Raw genomic sequence first — 17,884 nt, 5'->3', positions numbered from 1 at the left:
CCGAGATGACATCGACCCTGTTGCTGGCCGGCCTGGAACGCACCCTCAACGCACTGCTCGCCCGGGACCCCGCCGCGCCCTCACGGCTCGCCCGTCTCAGCGGGCAGCGTGTGCTGCTGCGCCTGGAATCTCCCGCCCTGGCACTCAGTCTGCATTTCCATGATCATGGCATCGACCTGATGCGCCCCGATGACGCTGTAGAGGAAGACTTCGACGCCACGGTGGAACTCGATGCCGAGACCCTCGGCGAACTCCTGGGGGGCGCCGCCATCGAGCGCCTGATGTTCCAGGGCAAGCTGGCGGTGCGCGGCCGCGTGCACCTGCTGGAAGACATGCGTGACCTGCTGATGGACCTCGACCTCGACTGGGAAGGCGAGCTCGCCCAGTGGCTGGGCGATGTGCCGGCCCACAGCCTTGCCGAGGGCATGCGCAACGTCGGCCGCTGGGGGCTGCGCACCCAACGCGAGCTGCGTGCCGACGTCGCCGAGTACGTCTTCGAGGAAGCGCGCCTGCTGCCCGGCCAGCACCAGTTCGAGATCATGCGCGACCACCTGACCGAGCTGGAGCTGGCCACCGACCGCCTGGAGGCCCGCCTCAAGCGGCTGCGCCGGCGCCTGCTGGCCACGGAGGCCGGTGCATGATCCGGCGCCTGATGCGCATCGTCTGGGTATCCAGCCGCTATCGGCTCGATACCCTGGTCCCCCTGGAGCGCCTCCCCTGGTGGCTTCGTGCCCTCTTTCTGCTGTCACCGCTGCGACTGATCGCCATCGGCCCCCGGCCTCGTGGTGAACGCCTGCGCCTGGCGCTGGAATCCCTGGGCCCAATCTACATCAAGTTCGGCCAGGTGCTCTCGACCCGCCGCGACCTGCTGCCGCCGGACATCGCCGATGAGCTCAAGCGCCTGCAGGATCAGGTCCCGCCCTTCCCGGGCGACCAGGCCAAGGCGCTGGTCGAGGAAGAACTCGACATGTCCCTCGAGCAGGCCTTTGCGCATTTCGCCGAGACCCCGCTGGCCTCGGCCTCCATCGCCCAGGTGCATGCCGCCACCCTGCACAGTGGCGAGGATGTGGTGGTCAAGATCATTCGCCCGGGTATCGAGGGCGTCATGCGCCAGGACATGGCCCTGCTGTATCGCATTGCGGGCCTGCTGGCACTGGTCCCCGAGGCCCGCCGCCTGCGCCCGGTGGAGGTGGTGCGCGACTATGAATCGACCCTGTTCGACGAACTCGACCTGACCAAGGAAGCCGCCAACACCTCCCAGCTGCGGCGCAACTTCCAGCGCTCGCCGCTGCTCTATGTGCCCGCTACCTACTGGGACCTGACGCGCCATCGCGTCATGGTCCAGGAGCGCATTCATGGTGTGCCGGTGGCCGATACCGCCACTCTTCACGCTCAGGGCACCGACCTAAAGAAGCTCGCCGAGCGCGGGGTGGAGATCTTCTTCACCCAGGTGTTTCGTGACAACTTCTTCCACGCCGACATGCACCCGGGCAACATCTTCGTGTCCCGCGAGGCCCCGGACGACCCGCAGTACATTGCCATCGACTGCGGCATTGTCGGCAGCCTGACCCGCGAGGACCAGGACTACCTGGCGCGCAACCTGCTGGCCTTCTTCCATCAGGACTATTACGAAGTGGCCGCCCTGCACATCGAGTCCGGCTGGGTCGGCGAGGATACCCGCGCCAACGAGTTTGCCGCCGCGGTGCGCACGGTGTGCGAGCCGATTCTCGAGAAGCCGCTCAAGGACATCTCCTTCGGCCAGGTGCTGCTCGGCCTGTTTCAGACGGCCCGGCGCTTCAACATGGAAGTCCAGCCACAGCTGGTCCTTCTCCAGAAGACCCTGCTCAACATCGAGGGGCTGGGCCGCCAGCTCTATCCCGACCTGGACCTGTGGGCGACGGCCAAGCCTTTCCTGGAACAATGGATGCGCGAGCGCGCCGGTGCCCGCGGCTTCTGGGAGTCACTCAAGCGCCAGGCTCCCGAGCTGTCGCGACAACTTCCGGAGCTGCCGGTGCTCGCTCACCAGGCACTGACACGCGCCGAACATGACCACCATCAGCAACGCCGTCAGTCCGAGGCCATTACCCGCCTCCAGCATGGCCTGTCACGCCAGGTCCGGCGCCAACGTCGCCTGCGCCTGGGCGTTCTGCTGATGGCGGGCGCCCTCGCCTGGCAACCGTTGTTCGAATGGGCCAGCGACCAGCCCTGGCCCATCCTCGCGGCGGCAGGCCTGGGCGCGCTGCTGCTGATCTGGAACTGACCCTGCAATGGAAACGTAACCCATGAGCGATATTCTCGATCAACTTCACGAGGTGCTGGAACAGCGCCGGCACGCCGCGCCGGATGCATCCTATGTCGCGTCCTTGCATCACAAGGGATTGAACAAGATACTCGAGAAAGTCGGTGAAGAAGCCACCGAGACGCTGCTGGCCGCCAAGGACGCGGAGCAGGGAGACGCGTCGCAGAGTGACGCCCTGATCAGTGAGACCGCCGACCTGTGGTTTCACAGTCTAATCATGCTCTCCCATCTTGGACTGGACCATCATCAGGTTCTGAATGAGCTGGCAGGCCGTTTCGGCATTTCCGGGCACGACGAAAAGGCCGCTCGATAATCAGCGCCGTTTGACTCATCATCGTCGTGTCGCAACATCATTCCGCGCTGGCGGAGCCAATGAGTGAGGTAACGCCCATGTTAGGTGGTATCAGTATTTGGCAACTGCTGATCGTACTCGGCATCATCATCCTGATCTTCGGCACCAAGAAACTGCGCAATGTCGGCGGCGACCTGGGCGGGGCGATCAAGGGCTTCAAGAAGGCGGTGAACGACGAGGACAAGCAGGACGGCACCCGTAAGGACGACCCACAGGCCCGCATGCGCCATGACGACGAGAGCGCGACCTACGACGTCAAGGCCGAGCGCAAGGCAGAGGACCCGGAGGAGCGCCAGTAGGCCGCCATGTTCGACATCGGCTTTCTCGAACTCCTCATCATCGGTGTCGTCGGCCTGCTGGTCCTCGGCCCCGAACGGCTGCCCCGAGCCGCCCGTACCGCCGGACTCTGGGTGGGCAGACTGAAGCGTACCGTTAGCGACATGCAGCGCGAGATCAACAGCCAGCTCGACGCCGAGGATTGGCGTCGCCAGCTCGACGAACAGCAGAAAGCCCTGGACGAAGGCGTGAACAACGTCAGGCGCGGCGCCCGGGACCTAGCCGATACCAGCCGGAACACCGGGCCTGACGACCCCACCGCGACATCGCACGACACCAGCGCCGCTGAAGCCGACAAGGACACCCACCCGCGATGAGCCAACCGGAGCAAAAGCAGGCGCCGCTGGTCGAACACCTGGTCGAGCTGCGCTCGCGATTGATGCGCGCGGTGATCGTGATCCTGGCGATCTTCCTGGGCCTCTACGCCTTTGCCAACGATATCTACACCTTCGTGGCCGACCCGCTGATGGCCCTGCTGCCGGAAGGCTCGCAGATGATTGCTACCGAGGTGGCCTCGCCCTTTCTGGCTCCCTTCAAGCTGACCCTGATGGTGGCTTTCCTGATCGCGGTGCCCTTCGTGCTGCATCAGGCCTGGGCCTTCATCGCCCCAGGGCTCTACGCCAACGAAAAGCATCTGGCCCTGCCCCTGCTGGCCTCCAGCATCGTGCTCTTCTATGCCGGCATCGCCTTTGCCTACTATGTCGTCTTCCCGCTGCTGTTCCAGTTCTTCACCCAGACAGGTCCCGCCCAAGTGGCGGTGATGACCGACATCCAGCAATACCTAAACTTCGTGCTCAAGCTGTTCTTCGCCTTCGGAGTCGCCTTCGAGATCCCCGTGGCCACCTTCCTGCTGATTCTCTCTGGTGCCACCTCGGTCCAGAGCCTAGCCCGCAAGCGGCCCTACATCATCCTCGGCTGCTTCATCATCGGCATGCTGCTGACCCCACCGGACGTCGTCTCGCAGAGCCTGCTTGCCGTGCCCATGTACCTGCTCTACGAAATCGGCCTGCTGTTCGGCCGACTCGTCAAGCGCAAGCGGGAAGATGGGGAGTAAAAGAGGGAAGAGGGAAGAGGGAAGAGGGAATAGCAGGCTAGCGCCAGGGGTTGGAAAGTCAGGGTTTCCTTCCCTCTTGCAAGGCGCGAAGCGCCGTTCTTCCCTCTTATAGCGGCGTAGCCGCTCTTCCAGCTTACAGATCCATCATCTCGTCGATGCGGTCGACGAGCTTAAAGATGCCGGTGGCGGCTTCGCCGATGCGTGTCGCCAGCATGTAGGCGGGGGTGGTGACCACACGGTTCTCGAAGTCCACCACGATATCCTCGACACCGCAGCTGCGATGCAGGCCGCCCATGGCGCTGATGGCACCGGAGACGCCGGGGTCGTGGCCGATGGTCACGGCAATGCCTGGGCCCAGCAGCCGAGGCACCATGACCGGGGCAATGCACATCAGGCCGATAGGCTTGCGATCCTCATGGAAGTCCGCCAGCGCCTCGCGCAGCCCTGCCTGGATGGCCATTTCCGAACCGTCGGTGGCAAAGGTCGAGAGGTTCTTGGCCGCCCCGAAGCCGCCCGGCAGGATGACGGCATCGAACTCATCTACGGCAAGCTCGGCCAGCGGCGCAATATCGCCCCGCGCCAGGCGTGCCGACTCCACCAGCACATTGCGACGCTGCTCGGGCTGCGCCTCGCCGCTATAGTGGTTGATCACCTCCTGCTGGTCGATGTCCGGGGCAAAGCAGCGATAGCCGATGCCCAGTTGGTCGAGGCGCAACAGGGTCAGGGTTGTCTCGTAGACCTCCGAGCCATCCTGCACCCCGCATCCCGACAGAATCACCGCGACTTGCTTGCTCATGCTCATCTCCTTGAAGGCGTTTCCCACCGGCTGCGCCGTGCAGGGGTCGGTCAAATCGAATCCCTCACTGTAGAGAGTCATGCGGGGTGCGACAAGGCGCATCTTTCGACACTCTGCCACCTTGCTATACTCGGCGCATTGTCATCGCCACGTCATCTCCGGCCACCATACTCACATCCTGGCCAGGATCCATTGTTGGAGGATCACCTTGAGTCTCAAGAGCACACGCCAGTTCCCCGCCACCCGTATGCGTCGCATGCGCCGTGATGATTTTTCGCGCCGCATGATGCGCGAGAACAGCCTGACCGCCGCCGATCTGATCTGGCCGGTGTTCGTGCTCGAGGGCGAGGGACAACGCGAAGCGGTGCCGTCCATGCCGGGGGTCGAACGCCTGTCACTGGACCTGCTGATCGAGGAGGCACGTGAGGCGCGTGACCTGGGCATTCCACTGCTGGCCCTGTTTCCGGTCATCGACCCGAGCCTGAAGAGCGAACTGGCCGAGGAGTCCTACAACGCAGCCGGCCTGGTGCAACGCAGTGTGCGGGCGCTCAAGCGCGCCGTGCCGGAACTGGGTATCATGACCGATGTGGCCCTGGACCCCTACACCCGTCATGGGCAGGACGGCATCCTGGACGCTCAGGGCCATGTCCTCAATGACCGGAGCGTGGAGACCCTGCTCAAGCAGGCGCTGTCGCACGCCGAGGCCGGCGTCGACATCATTGCGCCCTCCGACATGATGGATGGTCGTATCGGTACCATCCGTCAGGTGCTCGAGAAGGAAAAGCTGCACGACACGCGCATCATGGCCTACAGCGCCAAGTACGCCTCGACCTATTATGGCCCCTTCCGCGATGCCGTGGGCTCGGCCGGCAACCTGGGCAAGGCCGACAAGTCGACCTACCAGATGGACCCGGCCAACAGCGACGAGGCGCTGCATGAAGTGGCCCTGGACCTCGACGAAGGCGCCGACATGGTGATGGTCAAGCCCGGCATGCCCTACCTGGACGTGGTCCGCCGGGTGAAGGATGAATTTCGGGTGCCGACCTTCGCCTACCAGGTGAGCGGCGAGTACGCCATGCACATGGCCGCCTTCGACCACCAATGGCTGGATGCCGATGCCGTCATGCTGGAGTCCCTGATGTGCTTCAAGCGGGCCGGCGCCGACGGGATCCTGACCTATTTTGCCAAGCGAGCGGCGCGACTACTCGGCAGCGCGCCCGACAACACCTGAAACGTGGCGAGCATCATGTCGTCAGCCGACAACAGCAGAGACTTCCCAATGGACGAATCGCGTAACGATGAGATCAAAGCGGGCCAGGACAGCACTCCGGGCGCCGAACCCCCGATGCTGCGACTCAACCAGACGCGCACCGGTATCAAGCCCAAGGCCATGCCGGACCCGGAGGCCGATCTCAACGATCCGAACCTCTATTTCAATCGCGAGCTGTCCCACCTGCAGTTCAACGTGCGGGTCCTGGAGCAGGCGCTAGACGAGGCGCATCCACTGCTCAATCGTCTAATGTTCCTGCTGATTTTCTCGTCCAACATGGATGAGTTCTTCGAGATCCGGGTGGCCGGGCTGAAGAATCAGCTGGCCCTGGGGGATGAGACAACCGGCGCCGACGGCCGCCCGCCGCGCTCGGTGCTCAACGAAATTGCCCAGATCGCCCACGAGCAGGTTGATCGCCAGTATCGCGTGCTCAACGACCACTTGATACCGGCCCTGGAGCAGCAGGGCCTGCGCTTCCGGCGGCGCGGCGACTGGACCAAGGGCCAACGCAAGTGGGTAGCCAACTACTTCGCCAACGAGATCATGCCGGTCATCAGCCCGATCGGCCTGGATCCTTCGCACCCCTTCCCGCGGCTGGTCAACAAGAGCCTCAACTTCATCGTCGAGCTGGAGGGCAAGGATGCCTTCGGCCGCGAGGGCGGCATGGCCATCCTGCCGGCCCCTCGCTCGCTGCCGCGGATCATTGCCCTGCCCGACGAGCTGTGCGAGAAGGGATTCACCGAGTACGTCTTTCTGTCGTCGATGATCCATGCCCATGCCGAGGAGGTCTTCCCCGGCATGTCGGTGCGCGGCTGTTACCAGTTCCGCCTGACGCGCAATGCCGACCTGACCGTCGACCCGGACGATGTGTCCGACCTGGCATCGGCGCTGCGCGGCGAACTGCTGTCACGCCGTTACGGCAGCGGCGTGCGTCTCGAAGTGGCCGACAACTGTCCGGAAGACCTGGTCAACTTCCTGCTCAAGCAGTTCCAGCTGGAGGAAAGCGACCTCTACCGGGTCAGCGGCCCGGTGAACCTGACCCGCATGATGTCGGTGCTCGACGATGTCGACCGCCCCGAGCTCCTGTACCGTGGCTTCACGCCGGGCAACCCCAAGGCCCTGAACAAGCGCGACAGCGTGCTGCAGGCCATGGCCGATGGCGACATCCTGCTGCATCATCCCTTCCAGTCCTTCAATCCTGTGGAGGAGCTGCTGCGCGAAGCGGCGCGTGATCCAGACGTACTGGCGATCAAGCAGACACTGTATCGCACCGGCGCGGACTCGCCCATCGTCAATGCCCTGGTGGAAGCCGCCGGCAACGGCAAGGAAGTCACCGTGGTCATCGAACTGCGGGCGCGCTTCGACGAGGCCGACAACCTGGCCCTTGCCTCGCGCCTGCAGGAGGCCGGCACCATCGTGATCTACGGGGTGATGGCCTACAAGACCCACGCCAAGATGATGCACATCGTGCGCCGCGAACGTGGCGAATTGCGGCACTACGCTCACCTGGGCACCGGCAACTATCACTCCAAGACCGCCAAGCTGTATACCGACTACAGTCTGCTGACCGCCAATCCGGTGCTGTGTGCCGACGTGCACAAGGTCTTCCAGCAGCTTTCCGGCATGGGACGGGCACGGCATATCGAGAAGCTGCTGCATGCGCCCTTCACTCTGCACGACCGCCTGGTGGAGATGATCGATCGCGAGGCCGCCCTTGCGCGCAAGGGCAAGCGCGCCCACCTGATCATCAAGTGCAACTCGCTCACCGAGCCCAAGCTGATCCAGGCCCTCTACCGGGCTTCCCAGGCCGGCGTGGAGTGCGACCTGATCATCCGCGGCATGTGCTGCCTACGCCCCGGCCTGCCGGGCATTTCCGAATCCATTCGGGTGCGCTCGATCATCGGCCGCTTCCTCGAGCACACCCGGGTCTTCCACTTCCACAATGATGGCAAGCCGGAAACCTGGTGCTCCAGCGCCGACTTCATGGCACGCAACATGTTCCACCGCGTGGAGACCTGCTTCCCGCTGCTCGACAAGAAGCTGGCGGCCCGGGTGCGCAAGGACCTGGAAACCTACCTGGTCGACAACTGCCAAAGCTGGCTACTGCAGGGCGACGGCACCTACGTCAAGCAGACCTCGGGCGACGCCGCCCCGATCAGCGCCCAGGAAACCCTGCTCTACGCCTACGCTGCGCGGGCCTAGGAAGAAGGAAGAAGGAAGAAGGAAGAAGGAAGAAGGAAGAAGGAAGAAGGAAGAAGGAAGAAGGAAGAAGGAAGAAGGAAGAAGGAAGAAGGAAGAAGGAAGGCAGCATGAACCACGACGGCATGGAGTCAAGGTTTTTTTCTTCCCTCTTCAAGGCGCGAAGCGCCGTTCTTCCCTCTTCGCTCTCGCAGCGGCGCTAGCCGCGGCGCAGCCTCTCGGCGGCGGTGGTCAGCAGGTGCTCGGTGGTTTCCCAGCCGATGCATGCGTCGGTCACCGAGACGCCGTAGCGCAGCTGACCGGGGACCAGCGGCTGCTTGCCCTCATGGAGGTGGCTCTCGAGCATCAGGCCGATGAGCGAGTCGTCGCCGGCCAGGCGCTGGGCCAGTACATCGAGTAGCACCTCACTCTGGCGGCGATGATCCTTGCGCGCGTTGGCGTGGCTGCAGTCAACCATCAGGCGTGGTGGCAGGCCGGCCTTGCTCAGCGCGCGACGGCCAGCGGCCACATGAGCGGCCTGATAGTTGGGCTCGCCGTGCCCCCCGCGCAGCACCACATGGGTGTGCGGGTTGCCCGCCGTGTCACGCACCACTGGGGCTCCCTGGGGAGACATGGAGAAATGCTGGTGCGGGTGCCGGGCCGCCTGCATGGCATCCAGGGCCACGCCGAGATCGCCGTTGGTGGCGTTCTTGAAACCGACCACGGCCTCCAGGCCACTGGCCAGCTCGCGATGCAGCTGCGATTCCGTGGTGCGCGCGCCGATTGCCACCCAGGACAGCAGGTCATCCAGATAGGGCGCCAGCATCGGCTGCAGCAATTCGGTGGCCACGGGCAGCCCCAAATCGGCGATATCCCGCATCAGCCGCCGCGAGAGTGTAAGCCCGCGAGCCATGTCACCCTCGCCCTGCATTTCCGGATCATAGGCCAGGCCCTTCCAGCCCACAGTTGTCCGCGGCTTTTCCACATAGACCCGCATCACCGGCAGGATCCGGTCGTCGATATGCGGCATCAGGGCGGCGAGGCGTCGCGCATAGTCGATCGCGGCGTCGGGATCATGAATCGAGCACGGACCGACCACCACCAGCAGCCGATCATCTCGACCTTCCAGAATGTCTCGAATCGCCTGGCGCTGTTGCTGGATGTGGTTCGCTGGGATGCTGGCAAGCGGGATCCGCTGGCGCAGTGCCGCCGGGGTGGGCAGGACGGATTCATCGGCTCGAGGCGCCTTCAGGGTGTCCTCGGCAAGGGGGGAAACACTGGCATTCATGGGGCTCAACTCCGTAGGCGTGAACATCGTTTGGCGGTCGTCGTGCCACCGGTTGACGCACGGCCGGAGGTGGCGTCCATGCCCGACCGCGTCCCGCTAAATCGCCCGTCATCGCCGTAGTGTTCCTGCCCCGAAAAGCGACATTCGGCATGGCAACGATGCTTGGCGGTCATGATGAGCTCCTTGCTGCAGGCAGTTGGCGAATTACCGGAAATACAACGCGAAACCCCCGGGCGGGGTTGCCGTCCGGGGGTTTCGCAGGAGAGGCAACCCATGCTGAGCGTGCCTCGCGGTGATGTCCTTCAAAGGTTGGCGTCAGGACATGACCGGCGACACGACGTCGCTAAACCAATAGCGAAAGCCCGGCCAATAGCCGCCAGAACCGCTGCTCACACCGGCACACATCGCCCGGAGGGCGATAAGGCATGTATCTGGGCGGGGATTCGAGGTCATGGTCATCTCCTGATGTCTGAATACATCCTGACGTGTCGCGGCGCGGATGACAAGCACCCGGCATCAACGCAGATGGCGGCCGCCATCCAGGGGCAGTGTGACGCCCGTCATGTAGCGGCTGTCGAGCAGATAACGCAGACTCTCGTAGACCACTCCCGGGCCGGGAATGGTGCCCAGCGCCGACTTCGCCCGCGCCTTCTCAGCATAGGCGTCGTCATCGCCCTCACCCAGCATGATCATCGCCGGCGCGATGGCATTGACCTGGATGGCCGGAGCAAAGCGCGCGGCGAACGACAGGGTCAGGTTTTCCAGCCCGGCCTTGGACGCGGCATAGGCCAGATGCTTGCGCGAACCGTGGGCCGCGACATAGTCGGTCATGTGCACGATATCGCGCAATGGCTCGCCACACGCCTCGAGCAGGTCACGAGCCTCGAGGTTGATCAGATAGGGCGCCAGCATGTGCACGCGGAACAGCTGCTCGAAATTGGCGCCGGCTTCCTCGCCCTGCACATCGGGCAGCCAGTCGCTGGCATTGTGGACGATGGCACGCAGGGCGTCGGTGGTCTCGCGCAGCCGCATGATGAAGTCACGGATGCCGGCCTCGCTGCTGAAGTCGGCCGGCAGGGTGATGATGCCGCGCTCGCGCAGGGCGTCCAGGGCTGGTCGCTCGCGCCGGTAGCTGATGATCACCGGGTGGCCGTCATCGCACAACCGTTCGGCACAGTGGCGACCCAGGCGCTGGGCGCCCCCGGTAATCAGGATCGGCGCCGCACTCATGACCCGCTCTCGCGGATCAGGCTGCCGACCGTCGGCACCAGCGGGTCCCGCGGGGCGTAGGCGAAGACGTCGGAGAAGACCCGTGATGGCACCAGCCCGCAGGACGCCAGCACATCGACACAGGCGTAGACCATGCCCGGCGAGCCGGAGAGATAGACATCGTGGGCCGACACATCCGACAGGCAATCGGCCAGCACCGCGTCCACCCGACCCTGATGGCCATGCACTCGGGTGTCTGCGAAATCGGCCGGCAGCTCGGCCTCACTGACGGCGTGAAAGTGTACCTGCGAAAACTGCTCCGCCCAGGCCCGCGGCAGGCTCTCGAGGTAGAATTCCCGACGTTCCCGGGCGGCCCACCAGATCTCGACATTGCGCTGCGGATCCTCGGCCAGCGCTGCTTCGGCGATCGCCTTCATCTGGGCGAAGCCGGTCCCGGCCCCCACCAGCAACAGCGGGCGCTGGCTGTCCGGATCGAGCATGCAGTCGCCGCCGGGCAAACGCAGGGTCAGGTGTTCGGCCTCGACCAGTAGTTCGCGCAGGCGCGCCGAGTTGCTGCGCTCCGGCCAATGCTGAATATGCAGCTCGATACGCCCATTACCGCCGTGCGCATTGGCGATGGAAAAGGGAACCCAGTCATCCTCGCCCAACTTCAACTCGAGATACTGGCCGGCCGCATGCGCCACGGCCTCAGCACGGCCCTCGAGATAAACGCGGAAGACATCGGGCGTGAGGTCCTCGACCTCGGCTACCCGGCAGGTAAGAGTCTTGGCCGTCATGCATGCCTCTTGTCGGAGTCGGGAAGTTCAATGCCCAGCTCATCCCAGCGCGCTTCAACCCGGGACTTGACGTCCGGGTCCATGGTGATGGGGCGCCCCCATTCACGCTCGGTCTCGCCCGGCCACTTGGTGGTGGCGTCAAACCCCATTTTGGAGCCCAGCCCCGCCACCGGGGAGGCAAAATCCAGGTAATCGATGGGGGTATTCTCGACCATCACGGTATCGCGGGCCGGATCCATGCGGGTGGTGATGGCCCAGATGACATCCTGCCAGTCACGGGCATCCACATCGTCGTCCAGCACGATGACGAACTTGGTGTACATGAACTGCCGCAGAAAACTCCAGACCCCCATCATCACGCGCTTGGCATGGCCCGGATAGCGCTTTTCCATAGTCACCACCGCCATGCGATAGGAGCATCCCTCGGGCGGCAGGTAGAAGTCGACGATTTCCGGAAACTGCTTGCGCAGGATGGGCACGAACACCTCGTTGAGGGCCAGCCCCAGCACGGCCGGCTCATCGGGCGGACGCCCGGTGTAGGTGGAGTGATAGATGGCATCACGGCGCATGGTCATGCGCGTCACCGTGAAGACCGGAAACTCCTCGACCTCGTTGTAGTAGCCGGTGTGATCGCCGTAGGGGCCCTCCGGCGCCGTGTCACCCGGGTGAATGACGCCCTCGAGGATGATCTCCGCCGACGCCGGCACCTGCAGGTCGGAATGCCCGCACTGCACCAGCTCGGTCCGCGAACCGCGCAGCAGCCCGGCGAAAGCGTATTCGGAAAGGGTATCCGGCACAGGGGTCACCGCCCCCAGGATGGTCGCCGGGTCGGCGCCCAGCGCCACGGCCACCGGGAAGGGCTCACCGGGATGGGCCTCGCACCACTCCTGATAGTCCAGCGCCCCGCCGCGATGCGACAGCCAGCGCATGATCAGCCGATTGTGCGAGAGCTTCTGCTGACGATAGATGCCCAGGTTCTGGCGTGATTTGCTGGGGCCGCGTGTCACCACCAGCGGCCAGGTGACCAGGGGCGCCGCATCGCCCGGCCAGCAGTGCTGGATCGGCAGACGATCCAGGTCGACATCCTCGCCTTCGAAGACCCGCTCCTGTACCGCGGCCTGGCGCACTGTCTTGGGCCCCATGCGCATCACCTGCTTGAAGACCGGCAGCTTGTCCAGGGCATCACGAAAGCCCTTGGGCGGCTCCGGCTCCTTGAGGAAGGCCAGCAGCTCGCCGACTTCGCCCAGGGCCGACACCGAGTCCTGCCCCATGCCCATGGCCACCCGCTTCGGCGTACCGAAGAGGTTGCCCAGTAGGGGCATGTCGTGTCCCTTGACGTTCTCGAACAACAGGGCCGGCCCACCAGCCCGCAGGGTGCGGTCGCAGATCTCGGTGATTTCGAGATAGGGATCCACCTCGGCGGTCACGCGCTGCAGCTCGCCCTGTGCCTCCAGGGCCGCTATGAACTCACGCAGATCCTTGTATTTCATGGGGCTATCCCGTTTCCAGACATGCAAAAGGGGCAGCATAGCATGCCGCCCCTCCAGGATGCTGCGCTTGGCCGCCATGAGCCCAACCTCTGACCTGTCGAGCTCGGTTAGCTGGCCATCGGCGCGCCATGAGCGCAGCGGAGACAAGGCGAATCCGACCGGGCTCGCGTCCGAGCGAGGACCAAGGACCGCGGAGTGTACGAGCCGTACATGAGCAGGCCGAGCGAGGCTTCAACACCGTATCCGCAAGCGCAATAGCGCCGATCAGCGTCGCTTCATGGCCTCGAAGAACTCCAGGTTCGTCTTGGTATCCTTCAAGCGGTCGATGAGGAACTCGGTAGCGGCCACATCCTCCATGGGGTCGAGCAGCTTGCGCAGGATCCACATGCGCTGCATTTCGTCCTCGGAGGCAATCAGGTCCTCGCGGCGGGTGCCCGAGCGGCGGATGTTGAGCGCCGGATAGACACGCTTCTCGGCGAGCTTGCGATCCAGATGGGCTTCCATGTTACCGGTGCCCTTGAACTCCTCGAAGATCACCTCGTCCATCTTCGAGCCGGTATCGACCAGCGCCGTGGCGACGACGGTCAGGCTGCCACCCTCCTCGATGTTACGCGCCGCACCGAAGAAGCGCTTGGGCTTTTCCAGCGCATGGGCGTCGACACCACCGGTCAATACCTTGCCCGAGGAGGGCACGACGGTGTTGTAGGCGCGCGCCAGGCGGGTGATGGAGTCGAGCAGCACCACCACGTCACGCTTGTGCTCGACCAGCCGCTTGGCCTTCTCGATCACCATCTCGGCGACCTGAACGTGGCGCGCCGGCGGCTCGTCGAAGGTCGACGCCACCACTTCACCGCGCACCGTCCGCGACATCTCGGTGACCTCCTCGGGCCGCTCGTCGATCAGCAGCACGATGAGGTGACATTCCGGGTTGTTGCGCGTGATCGAGGTCGCGATGTTCTGCAGCATCAGTGTCTTGCCCGCCTTGGGCGGCGACACCAGCAGCCCGCGCTGACCCTTGCCAATGGGCGCAGTGAGATCGATCACCCTCGAGGTCAGATCCTCGGTAGAGCCATTGCCGATCTCCATGCGCATGCGTTCCTGGGGGAACAGCGGCGTCAGGTTCTCGAAGAGAATCTTGTGCTTGACGTTCTCAGGCTTGTCGAAATTGATCTGACTGACCTTCAACAACGCAAAGTAGCGTTCCCCATCCTTAGGCGGGCGAATCTTGCCGGAGATGGAGTCACCCTTGCGGAGATTGAAGCGTCGAATCTGCGAGGGTGAGACGTAGATGTCGTCGGGGCCAGCCAGGAAGGAGCTGTCGGCACTGCGCAGAAAGCCGAACCCGTCCTGCAGGATTTCCAGAACACCATCTCCAAAGATCGGCTCGCCACTCTTGGCGTGCTTCTTGAGGATGGCAAAAATGATGTCCTGCTTGCGGGAGCGCGCCAGATTGTCGATGCCCATTTCACGGGCGATCTCCAGAAGGTCCGGCACGGGCTTTTGCTTGAGTTCGGTAAGATTCATCGGTGTGTTCAGACGTTGCTCTTGAAAGCCGGGCGATATGCGCCGAGATGGACTGTTGGCGAGACGATTACGCCATTGGGATGCGTTCAGAAACCGGGCAGGCTGCTCATGCGTGTCAACATTCGTTTGCCCTGCCGGGACAGCCACTGAAAAGCGGTGTCGACCAAGGGCATATATCGAGGGAGCAGGCTAATTCGCCTGAATCAGTGGTAGGTGGCCTGGGGCCTGGAACACCAACTGATGCAGTGGGCTTTCTGACGACTTGGAGCATGACCGCGGCGCTGTCGCCGTGTAGCGGTCGGGAAGCATTGAGAACAGGCGAACGACCCGATACTAGTCAAGGCGTGAAGGAAACGCAAGCCCCTCCTTATGTCATCGTGATGCGATTGACAAGCCCGAGGGGGGCCCGCAACCTTTAGCCAGTCAACCTTAAGGACTCATCATGACCGCGTTCAAGGACAGCCAGGCCGACCCTGCCGGCCAGACGCCCCCACTAGCTGAAGAACCCAGGCGGCTCGCTGCCATCGACATGGGGTCCAACAGCTTTCACTTGCTGGTCGCCAATTACGCCAACGGGGAACTCCAGGTCGTGGCGCGCAAGGGCGAGAAGGTCCAGCTGGCGGATGGTGTCGGCGACGATGGCCTCCTCGACGAGGCAGCCATGACCCGAGCGCTCGACTGCCTGGCTCGCTTCGCCCCCTTTCTGGAGGGCATTGCACTGAGAGACATGCGAGTGGTGGGCACCAATGCGCTGCGCAGCGCCGACAACAGCCAGGAGTTCATCGACCGCGCCGAAGCCCTGCTGGGAACCCGCATCGAGATCATCGCCGGTCGCGAGGAAGCACGCCTCATCTATCTCGGCGCCGCCCATGCCCTGGCCGAGGATGGCCGCCGGCTGATCGTCGACATCGGCGGCGGTTCCACCGAACTGATCATCGGCGAACGCTTCGAGCCAATGGCGCTGGAGAGCCTGACTATGGGCTGCGTGACCTTCACACGACGCTTCTTTGCCAATGGTGAGCTCAGCGAGAAACGCATGCGCCGCGCCGAACTGGCTGCCCTGTCGGAGCTGGCCAATATCCGCCGGCCCTATCAGAAGGTCGGCTGGCTCGACCCGGTGGGTTCCAGCGGGACCATCAAGGCAACGGCTGCCGTCATTGCCGCGGAAGGCAAGTCGCCCGAGGGCGTGATCACCCGCAAGGGGCTGCTCGACCTGCGCAAGCGACTGATCAAGTGCAAGCGACTGAGCAAGGTCTCGATGAGCGGCCTCAAGGCCGACCGGGCACGCGTCTTCCCGGCCGGGGTGGCCATCCTGAGCGCCATCTTCGAGGCCTTCGGCCTGGAGGAAATGCGCTATTCGGAAGGTGCCCTGCGCGAAGGTGTGCTGTATGACCTGGTCGGTCGCAACAGCCCGGAAGACCCGCGCCACCAGGCACTCGAGGCGCTGACACAGCGCTATAATGTCGACCTCCGCCAGGCCGAGAACGTGGCCACCACGGCCGTTGGCCTGCTGGAGCAGGTGCGCGAGGCCTGGCAGCTGGATGACGACCAGGCGCGCTTTCTGGCCTGGGCCAGTCGGCTGCATGAAATCGGCCAGGCCATTTCCCACAGCCAGTTTCATCGTCATGGCGCCTACCTGCTGGAGCATTCCGACCTCTCGGGCTTCTCCAAGCCGGAACAACGACTGCTCGCCTTCCTGGTACGCGCCCATCGACGCAAGTTCCCGACCAAGGAGTGGCAGGCCCTGCCCAGGTCGGAACAGCGCTCCCACGCGCGCCTGGCGCGTCTGCTGCGACTGGCAGTGGTGATCAATCATTCACGGCCGGAGCAGGCACCCGCCCTGCCGAAGCTGAGCGCCTCGGGAGAGTCGCTGTCGCTGCACTGTGACGAAAGCGAGGATCTCAACCTGCTGCTGGCCGACCTCGAGGATGAAGTGGCCTACCAACGGGCTGCCGACCTGTCCCTGACGATCACCTGACTCGCCCCGCCCCGACTCAGGACGCTCGCCAGCCCTCGGCGAGCGCCAGCCACCCCGCCGGACTGCCGGCGGCCACCGCGACGCCGGCATGCCAGACCACCCAGCAGCGTTGGCGCTCCCAGGGCGGCACCCCCTGCTCCTGCAACAGACGCTTGAGATCGCGCTGCCCCCGCCGCGCCAGTTGCAGCCGCTCGCCACCCTGGCGGGGCGCCAGCCGGAGCCGCACAGGTTGGCCATCGTCGCGCTGCAGCCGCCAGGCAAAGGCACCGAGCGGGGTGACCAGCGGCGATTGCCCGTCCCAGTCGAACCGCCATGCCATCGGCAGGGGCGCAAGCGTCGGCAACAGGTAAAGAGCGCCGCGCCATACCCGGGCCTCGGCCCCCGGCCAACGAACACAGACCTCGGCATCCGGGCGCGCTTCCAGCTGCGCCATCAGGCTCTCCAGCCGAGCGGCCGGCGGCAGGGCCAGGGCCTGTACATCCAGGCAGTGACGGATCAGGAGTCGCTGGCGCGCGGCCGACAGCCGGCGCAGTGACGCCACCCTCAAGCACCCCGCCTGTCCACCCAGCCGAGCCAGATCCTCGGCCGCCAGCTCGCCGAGCAAGCCCTCGGCTTCCGCGGCCCAGGCCGCACTGCGCGCCAGCGAGCGCTCGGCGGCTGGCCAGCGTTCGCGGAGCAGCGGAACAATCCGGTGACGCAGGAAGTTGCGATCCTGGCGCGTGTCCCGGTTGGAGGGATCCTCGATCCAGTCGATGCCCCGCCTCGCCGCCTCGGCTTCCAGGGCGGCCCGGGGCATCCCCAGCAGGGGCCGCCGATGTGGCAGGCCGATGCGTGGCGGGCGCTGCGACATGCCGGCCAGCCCCCGGGTGCCGGCACCACGCAGGGCGGCGAGCAGGAAGGTCTCGGCCTGGTCATCGCGATGCTGGGCCAGCCAGAGCGTATCGCCGGCTGACAGGCACTGGCGGAACACCGCCTGACGCGCCTGCCGGGCCGCCCCCTCCAAGCCCTCACCGGTGGAGGTGTCGACGCTCACGCGCTCGACATGCAGCGGTACCGCCAGGGCATCACACAGGAGGCGACAGTGACGCTCGAAGTCATCGGCGGCCGGCTGCAGGCCATGGTGGATATGCAGGGCCCGCAGCGGCCGCGCGTGACGACGACTCGCATCCACCGCCAGCGTCAGCAACAGGGACGAATCCAGCCCGCCGGACAGCGCCACCCAGACACAATGCCCCGGCGGGGTTTCCGCCAGGGCAATATCGACACGATGCTGCAGGGAGGAGGCCTCAGAGCTCATGGCAATGGCCAAGCGC

Annotated in this window: 16 protein-coding genes; 9 read left to right on the top strand and 7 right to left on the bottom strand. The window is 64.7% G+C overall.

From position 1 onward, the window contains the following. Window positions 1-5 precede the first annotated feature (5 nt). The 6 genes from QWY74_RS07700 to tatC all read left to right on the top strand — a co-directional run bounded on the left by QWY74_RS07700 (window position 6) and on the right by tatC (window position 4,041). Entirely contained in the window at window positions 6-641 is a 636-nt protein-coding gene (locus tag QWY74_RS07700) for a ubiquinone biosynthesis accessory factor UbiJ (protein WP_264824245.1), read from the top strand. Continuing rightward, on the top strand, window positions 638-2,260 hold the full coding sequence (ubiB, locus tag QWY74_RS07695) for a ubiquinone biosynthesis regulatory protein kinase UbiB (protein WP_264824246.1): 1,623 nt from the start codon (window positions 638-640) through the stop codon (window positions 2,258-2,260). Before QWY74_RS07700 ends, ubiB begins: the two co-directional genes overlap by 4 nt. Window positions 2,261-2,282: 22 nt before the next feature. Next, a complete protein-coding gene (locus QWY74_RS07690; RefSeq protein WP_264824247.1) occupies window positions 2,283-2,612 on the top strand; it encodes a phosphoribosyl-ATP diphosphatase in 330 nt (109 codons plus the stop codon). A gap of 77 nt (window positions 2,613-2,689) precedes the next feature. Next, window positions 2,690-2,950, top strand: coding sequence for a Sec-independent protein translocase subunit TatA (tatA, locus tag QWY74_RS07685; protein WP_290314081.1), 261 nt, complete (start codon window positions 2,690-2,692; stop codon window positions 2,948-2,950). A gap of 6 nt (window positions 2,951-2,956) precedes the next feature. Beyond that, window positions 2,957-3,304: a Sec-independent protein translocase protein TatB gene (gene tatB, locus QWY74_RS07680; protein WP_264824248.1), complete on the top strand. Its 348-nt coding sequence runs from the start codon at window positions 2,957-2,959 to the stop codon at window positions 3,302-3,304. Beyond that, window positions 3,301-4,041 carry a twin-arginine translocase subunit TatC gene (gene tatC / locus QWY74_RS07675; protein WP_264824249.1) on the top strand — a complete coding sequence of 247 codons (741 nt, stop codon included), beginning with the start codon at window positions 3,301-3,303 and terminating at the stop codon, window positions 4,039-4,041. Before tatB ends, tatC begins: the two co-directional genes overlap by 4 nt. 133 nt (window positions 4,042-4,174) lie before the next feature. On the opposite strand, the gene elbB is transcribed toward tatC, so the two are convergent. Continuing rightward, window positions 4,175-4,837, bottom strand: a complete 663-nt coding sequence (gene elbB / locus QWY74_RS07670) for an isoprenoid biosynthesis glyoxalase ElbB (protein WP_264824250.1) — start codon at window positions 4,835-4,837, stop codon at window positions 4,175-4,177. Window positions 4,838-5,084: 247 nt separating this feature from the next. On the opposite strand from elbB, the gene hemB reads away from it, so the two are divergent. Beyond that, window positions 5,085-6,068, top strand: a complete 984-nt coding sequence (gene hemB / locus QWY74_RS07665; protein ID WP_494337330.1) for a porphobilinogen synthase — start codon at window positions 5,085-5,087, stop codon at window positions 6,066-6,068. Between the two features lie 48 nt (window positions 6,069-6,116). Continuing rightward, window positions 6,117-8,309 (top strand): polyphosphate kinase 1, encoded by a 2,193-nt coding sequence (gene ppk1 / locus QWY74_RS07660; RefSeq protein WP_435389139.1) that lies wholly within the window; start codon window positions 6,117-6,119, stop codon window positions 8,307-8,309. Window positions 8,310-8,505: 196 nt separating this feature from the next. On the opposite strand, the gene QWY74_RS07655 is transcribed toward ppk1, so the two are convergent. The 5 genes from QWY74_RS07655 to rho form a co-directional block, all read right to left on the bottom strand. Beyond that, complete coding sequence (locus tag QWY74_RS07655) at window positions 8,506-9,573, bottom strand: 3-deoxy-7-phosphoheptulonate synthase (protein WP_264824252.1); 1,068 nt, start codon at window positions 9,571-9,573, stop codon at window positions 8,506-8,508. A gap of 516 nt (window positions 9,574-10,089) precedes the next feature. Further along, the gene (gene folM / locus QWY74_RS07650) at window positions 10,090-10,803 is read right to left on the bottom strand and encodes a dihydromonapterin reductase (RefSeq protein WP_264824253.1); all 714 of its coding nucleotides are present in this window, start codon (window positions 10,801-10,803) and stop codon (window positions 10,090-10,092) included. After that, window positions 10,800-11,579 carry an NAD(P)H-flavin reductase gene (locus QWY74_RS07645; protein WP_264824254.1) on the bottom strand — a complete coding sequence of 260 codons (780 nt, stop codon included), beginning with the start codon at window positions 11,577-11,579 and terminating at the stop codon, window positions 10,800-10,802. Before QWY74_RS07645 ends, folM begins: the two co-directional genes overlap by 4 nt. Then, window positions 11,576-13,069, bottom strand: a complete 1,494-nt coding sequence (gene ubiD / locus QWY74_RS07640) for a 4-hydroxy-3-polyprenylbenzoate decarboxylase (RefSeq protein WP_264824255.1) — start codon at window positions 13,067-13,069, stop codon at window positions 11,576-11,578. The genes QWY74_RS07645 and ubiD overlap by 4 nt, the downstream gene beginning before the upstream one ends. A gap of 264 nt (window positions 13,070-13,333) precedes the next feature. Then, window positions 13,334-14,593, bottom strand: coding sequence for a transcription termination factor Rho (rho, locus tag QWY74_RS07635; RefSeq protein WP_264824256.1), 1,260 nt, complete (start codon window positions 14,591-14,593; stop codon window positions 13,334-13,336). Between the two features lie 442 nt (window positions 14,594-15,035). On the opposite strand from rho, the gene ppx reads away from it, so the two are divergent. Beyond that, window positions 15,036-16,571 (top strand): exopolyphosphatase, encoded by a 1,536-nt coding sequence (gene ppx, locus QWY74_RS07630; protein ID WP_264824257.1) that lies wholly within the window; start codon window positions 15,036-15,038, stop codon window positions 16,569-16,571. Between the two features lie 16 nt (window positions 16,572-16,587). Here the strand turns inward: ppx and tilS are convergent, their stop codons facing one another. Beyond that, window positions 16,588-17,868 (bottom strand): tRNA lysidine(34) synthetase TilS, encoded by a 1,281-nt coding sequence (gene tilS / locus QWY74_RS07625; protein ID WP_264824258.1) that lies wholly within the window; start codon window positions 17,866-17,868, stop codon window positions 16,588-16,590. Window positions 17,869-17,884: the final 16 nt, after the last annotated feature.

It is taken from the genome of Halomonas almeriensis, assembly GCF_030409235.1.
In the GTDB taxonomy this organism is placed as follows: domain Bacteria; phylum Pseudomonadota; class Gammaproteobacteria; order Pseudomonadales; family Halomonadaceae; genus Halomonas; species Halomonas almeriensis.
This window is presented reverse-complemented; position numbering and strand designations above follow the sequence as displayed.

Excerpts from the sequence above, each read along its gene's own strand:
- folM (WP_264824253.1), bottom strand. The coding sequence starts at position 10,803 with ATGAGTGCGGCGCCGATCCTGATTACCGGGGGCGCCCAGCGCCTGGGT.
- QWY74_RS07655 (WP_264824252.1), bottom strand. The coding sequence starts at position 9,573 with ATGAATGCCAGTGTTTCCCCCCTTGCCGAGGACACCCTGAAGGCGCCT.
- hemB (WP_494337330.1), top strand. The coding sequence starts at position 5,085 with ATGCGTCGCATGCGCCGTGATGATTTTTCGCGCCGCATGATGCGCGAG.
- ppk1 (WP_435389139.1), top strand. The coding sequence starts at position 6,117 with ATGGACGAATCGCGTAACGATGAGATCAAAGCGGGCCAGGACAGCACT.
- rho (WP_264824256.1), bottom strand. The coding sequence starts at position 14,593 with ATGAATCTTACCGAACTCAAGCAAAAGCCCGTGCCGGACCTTCTGGAG.
- tilS (WP_264824258.1), bottom strand. The coding sequence starts at position 17,868 with ATGAGCTCTGAGGCCTCCTCCCTGCAGCATCGTGTCGATATTGCCCTG.
- ubiD (WP_264824255.1), bottom strand. The coding sequence starts at position 13,069 with ATGAAATACAAGGATCTGCGTGAGTTCATAGCGGCCCTGGAGGCACAG.
- ppx (WP_264824257.1), top strand. The coding sequence starts at position 15,036 with ATGACCGCGTTCAAGGACAGCCAGGCCGACCCTGCCGGCCAGACGCCC.
- QWY74_RS07645 (WP_264824254.1), bottom strand. The coding sequence starts at position 11,579 with ATGACGGCCAAGACTCTTACCTGCCGGGTAGCCGAGGTCGAGGACCTC.
- elbB (WP_264824250.1), bottom strand. The coding sequence starts at position 4,837 with ATGAGCAAGCAAGTCGCGGTGATTCTGTCGGGATGCGGGGTGCAGGAT.
- tatB (WP_264824248.1), top strand. The coding sequence starts at position 2,957 with ATGTTCGACATCGGCTTTCTCGAACTCCTCATCATCGGTGTCGTCGGC.
- tatC (WP_264824249.1), top strand. The coding sequence starts at position 3,301 with ATGAGCCAACCGGAGCAAAAGCAGGCGCCGCTGGTCGAACACCTGGTC.
- tatA (WP_290314081.1), top strand. The coding sequence starts at position 2,690 with ATGTTAGGTGGTATCAGTATTTGGCAACTGCTGATCGTACTCGGCATC.
- ubiB (WP_264824246.1), top strand. The coding sequence starts at position 638 with ATGATCCGGCGCCTGATGCGCATCGTCTGGGTATCCAGCCGCTATCGG.
- QWY74_RS07700 (WP_264824245.1), top strand. The coding sequence starts at position 6 with ATGACATCGACCCTGTTGCTGGCCGGCCTGGAACGCACCCTCAACGCA.
- QWY74_RS07690 (WP_264824247.1), top strand. The coding sequence starts at position 2,283 with ATGAGCGATATTCTCGATCAACTTCACGAGGTGCTGGAACAGCGCCGG.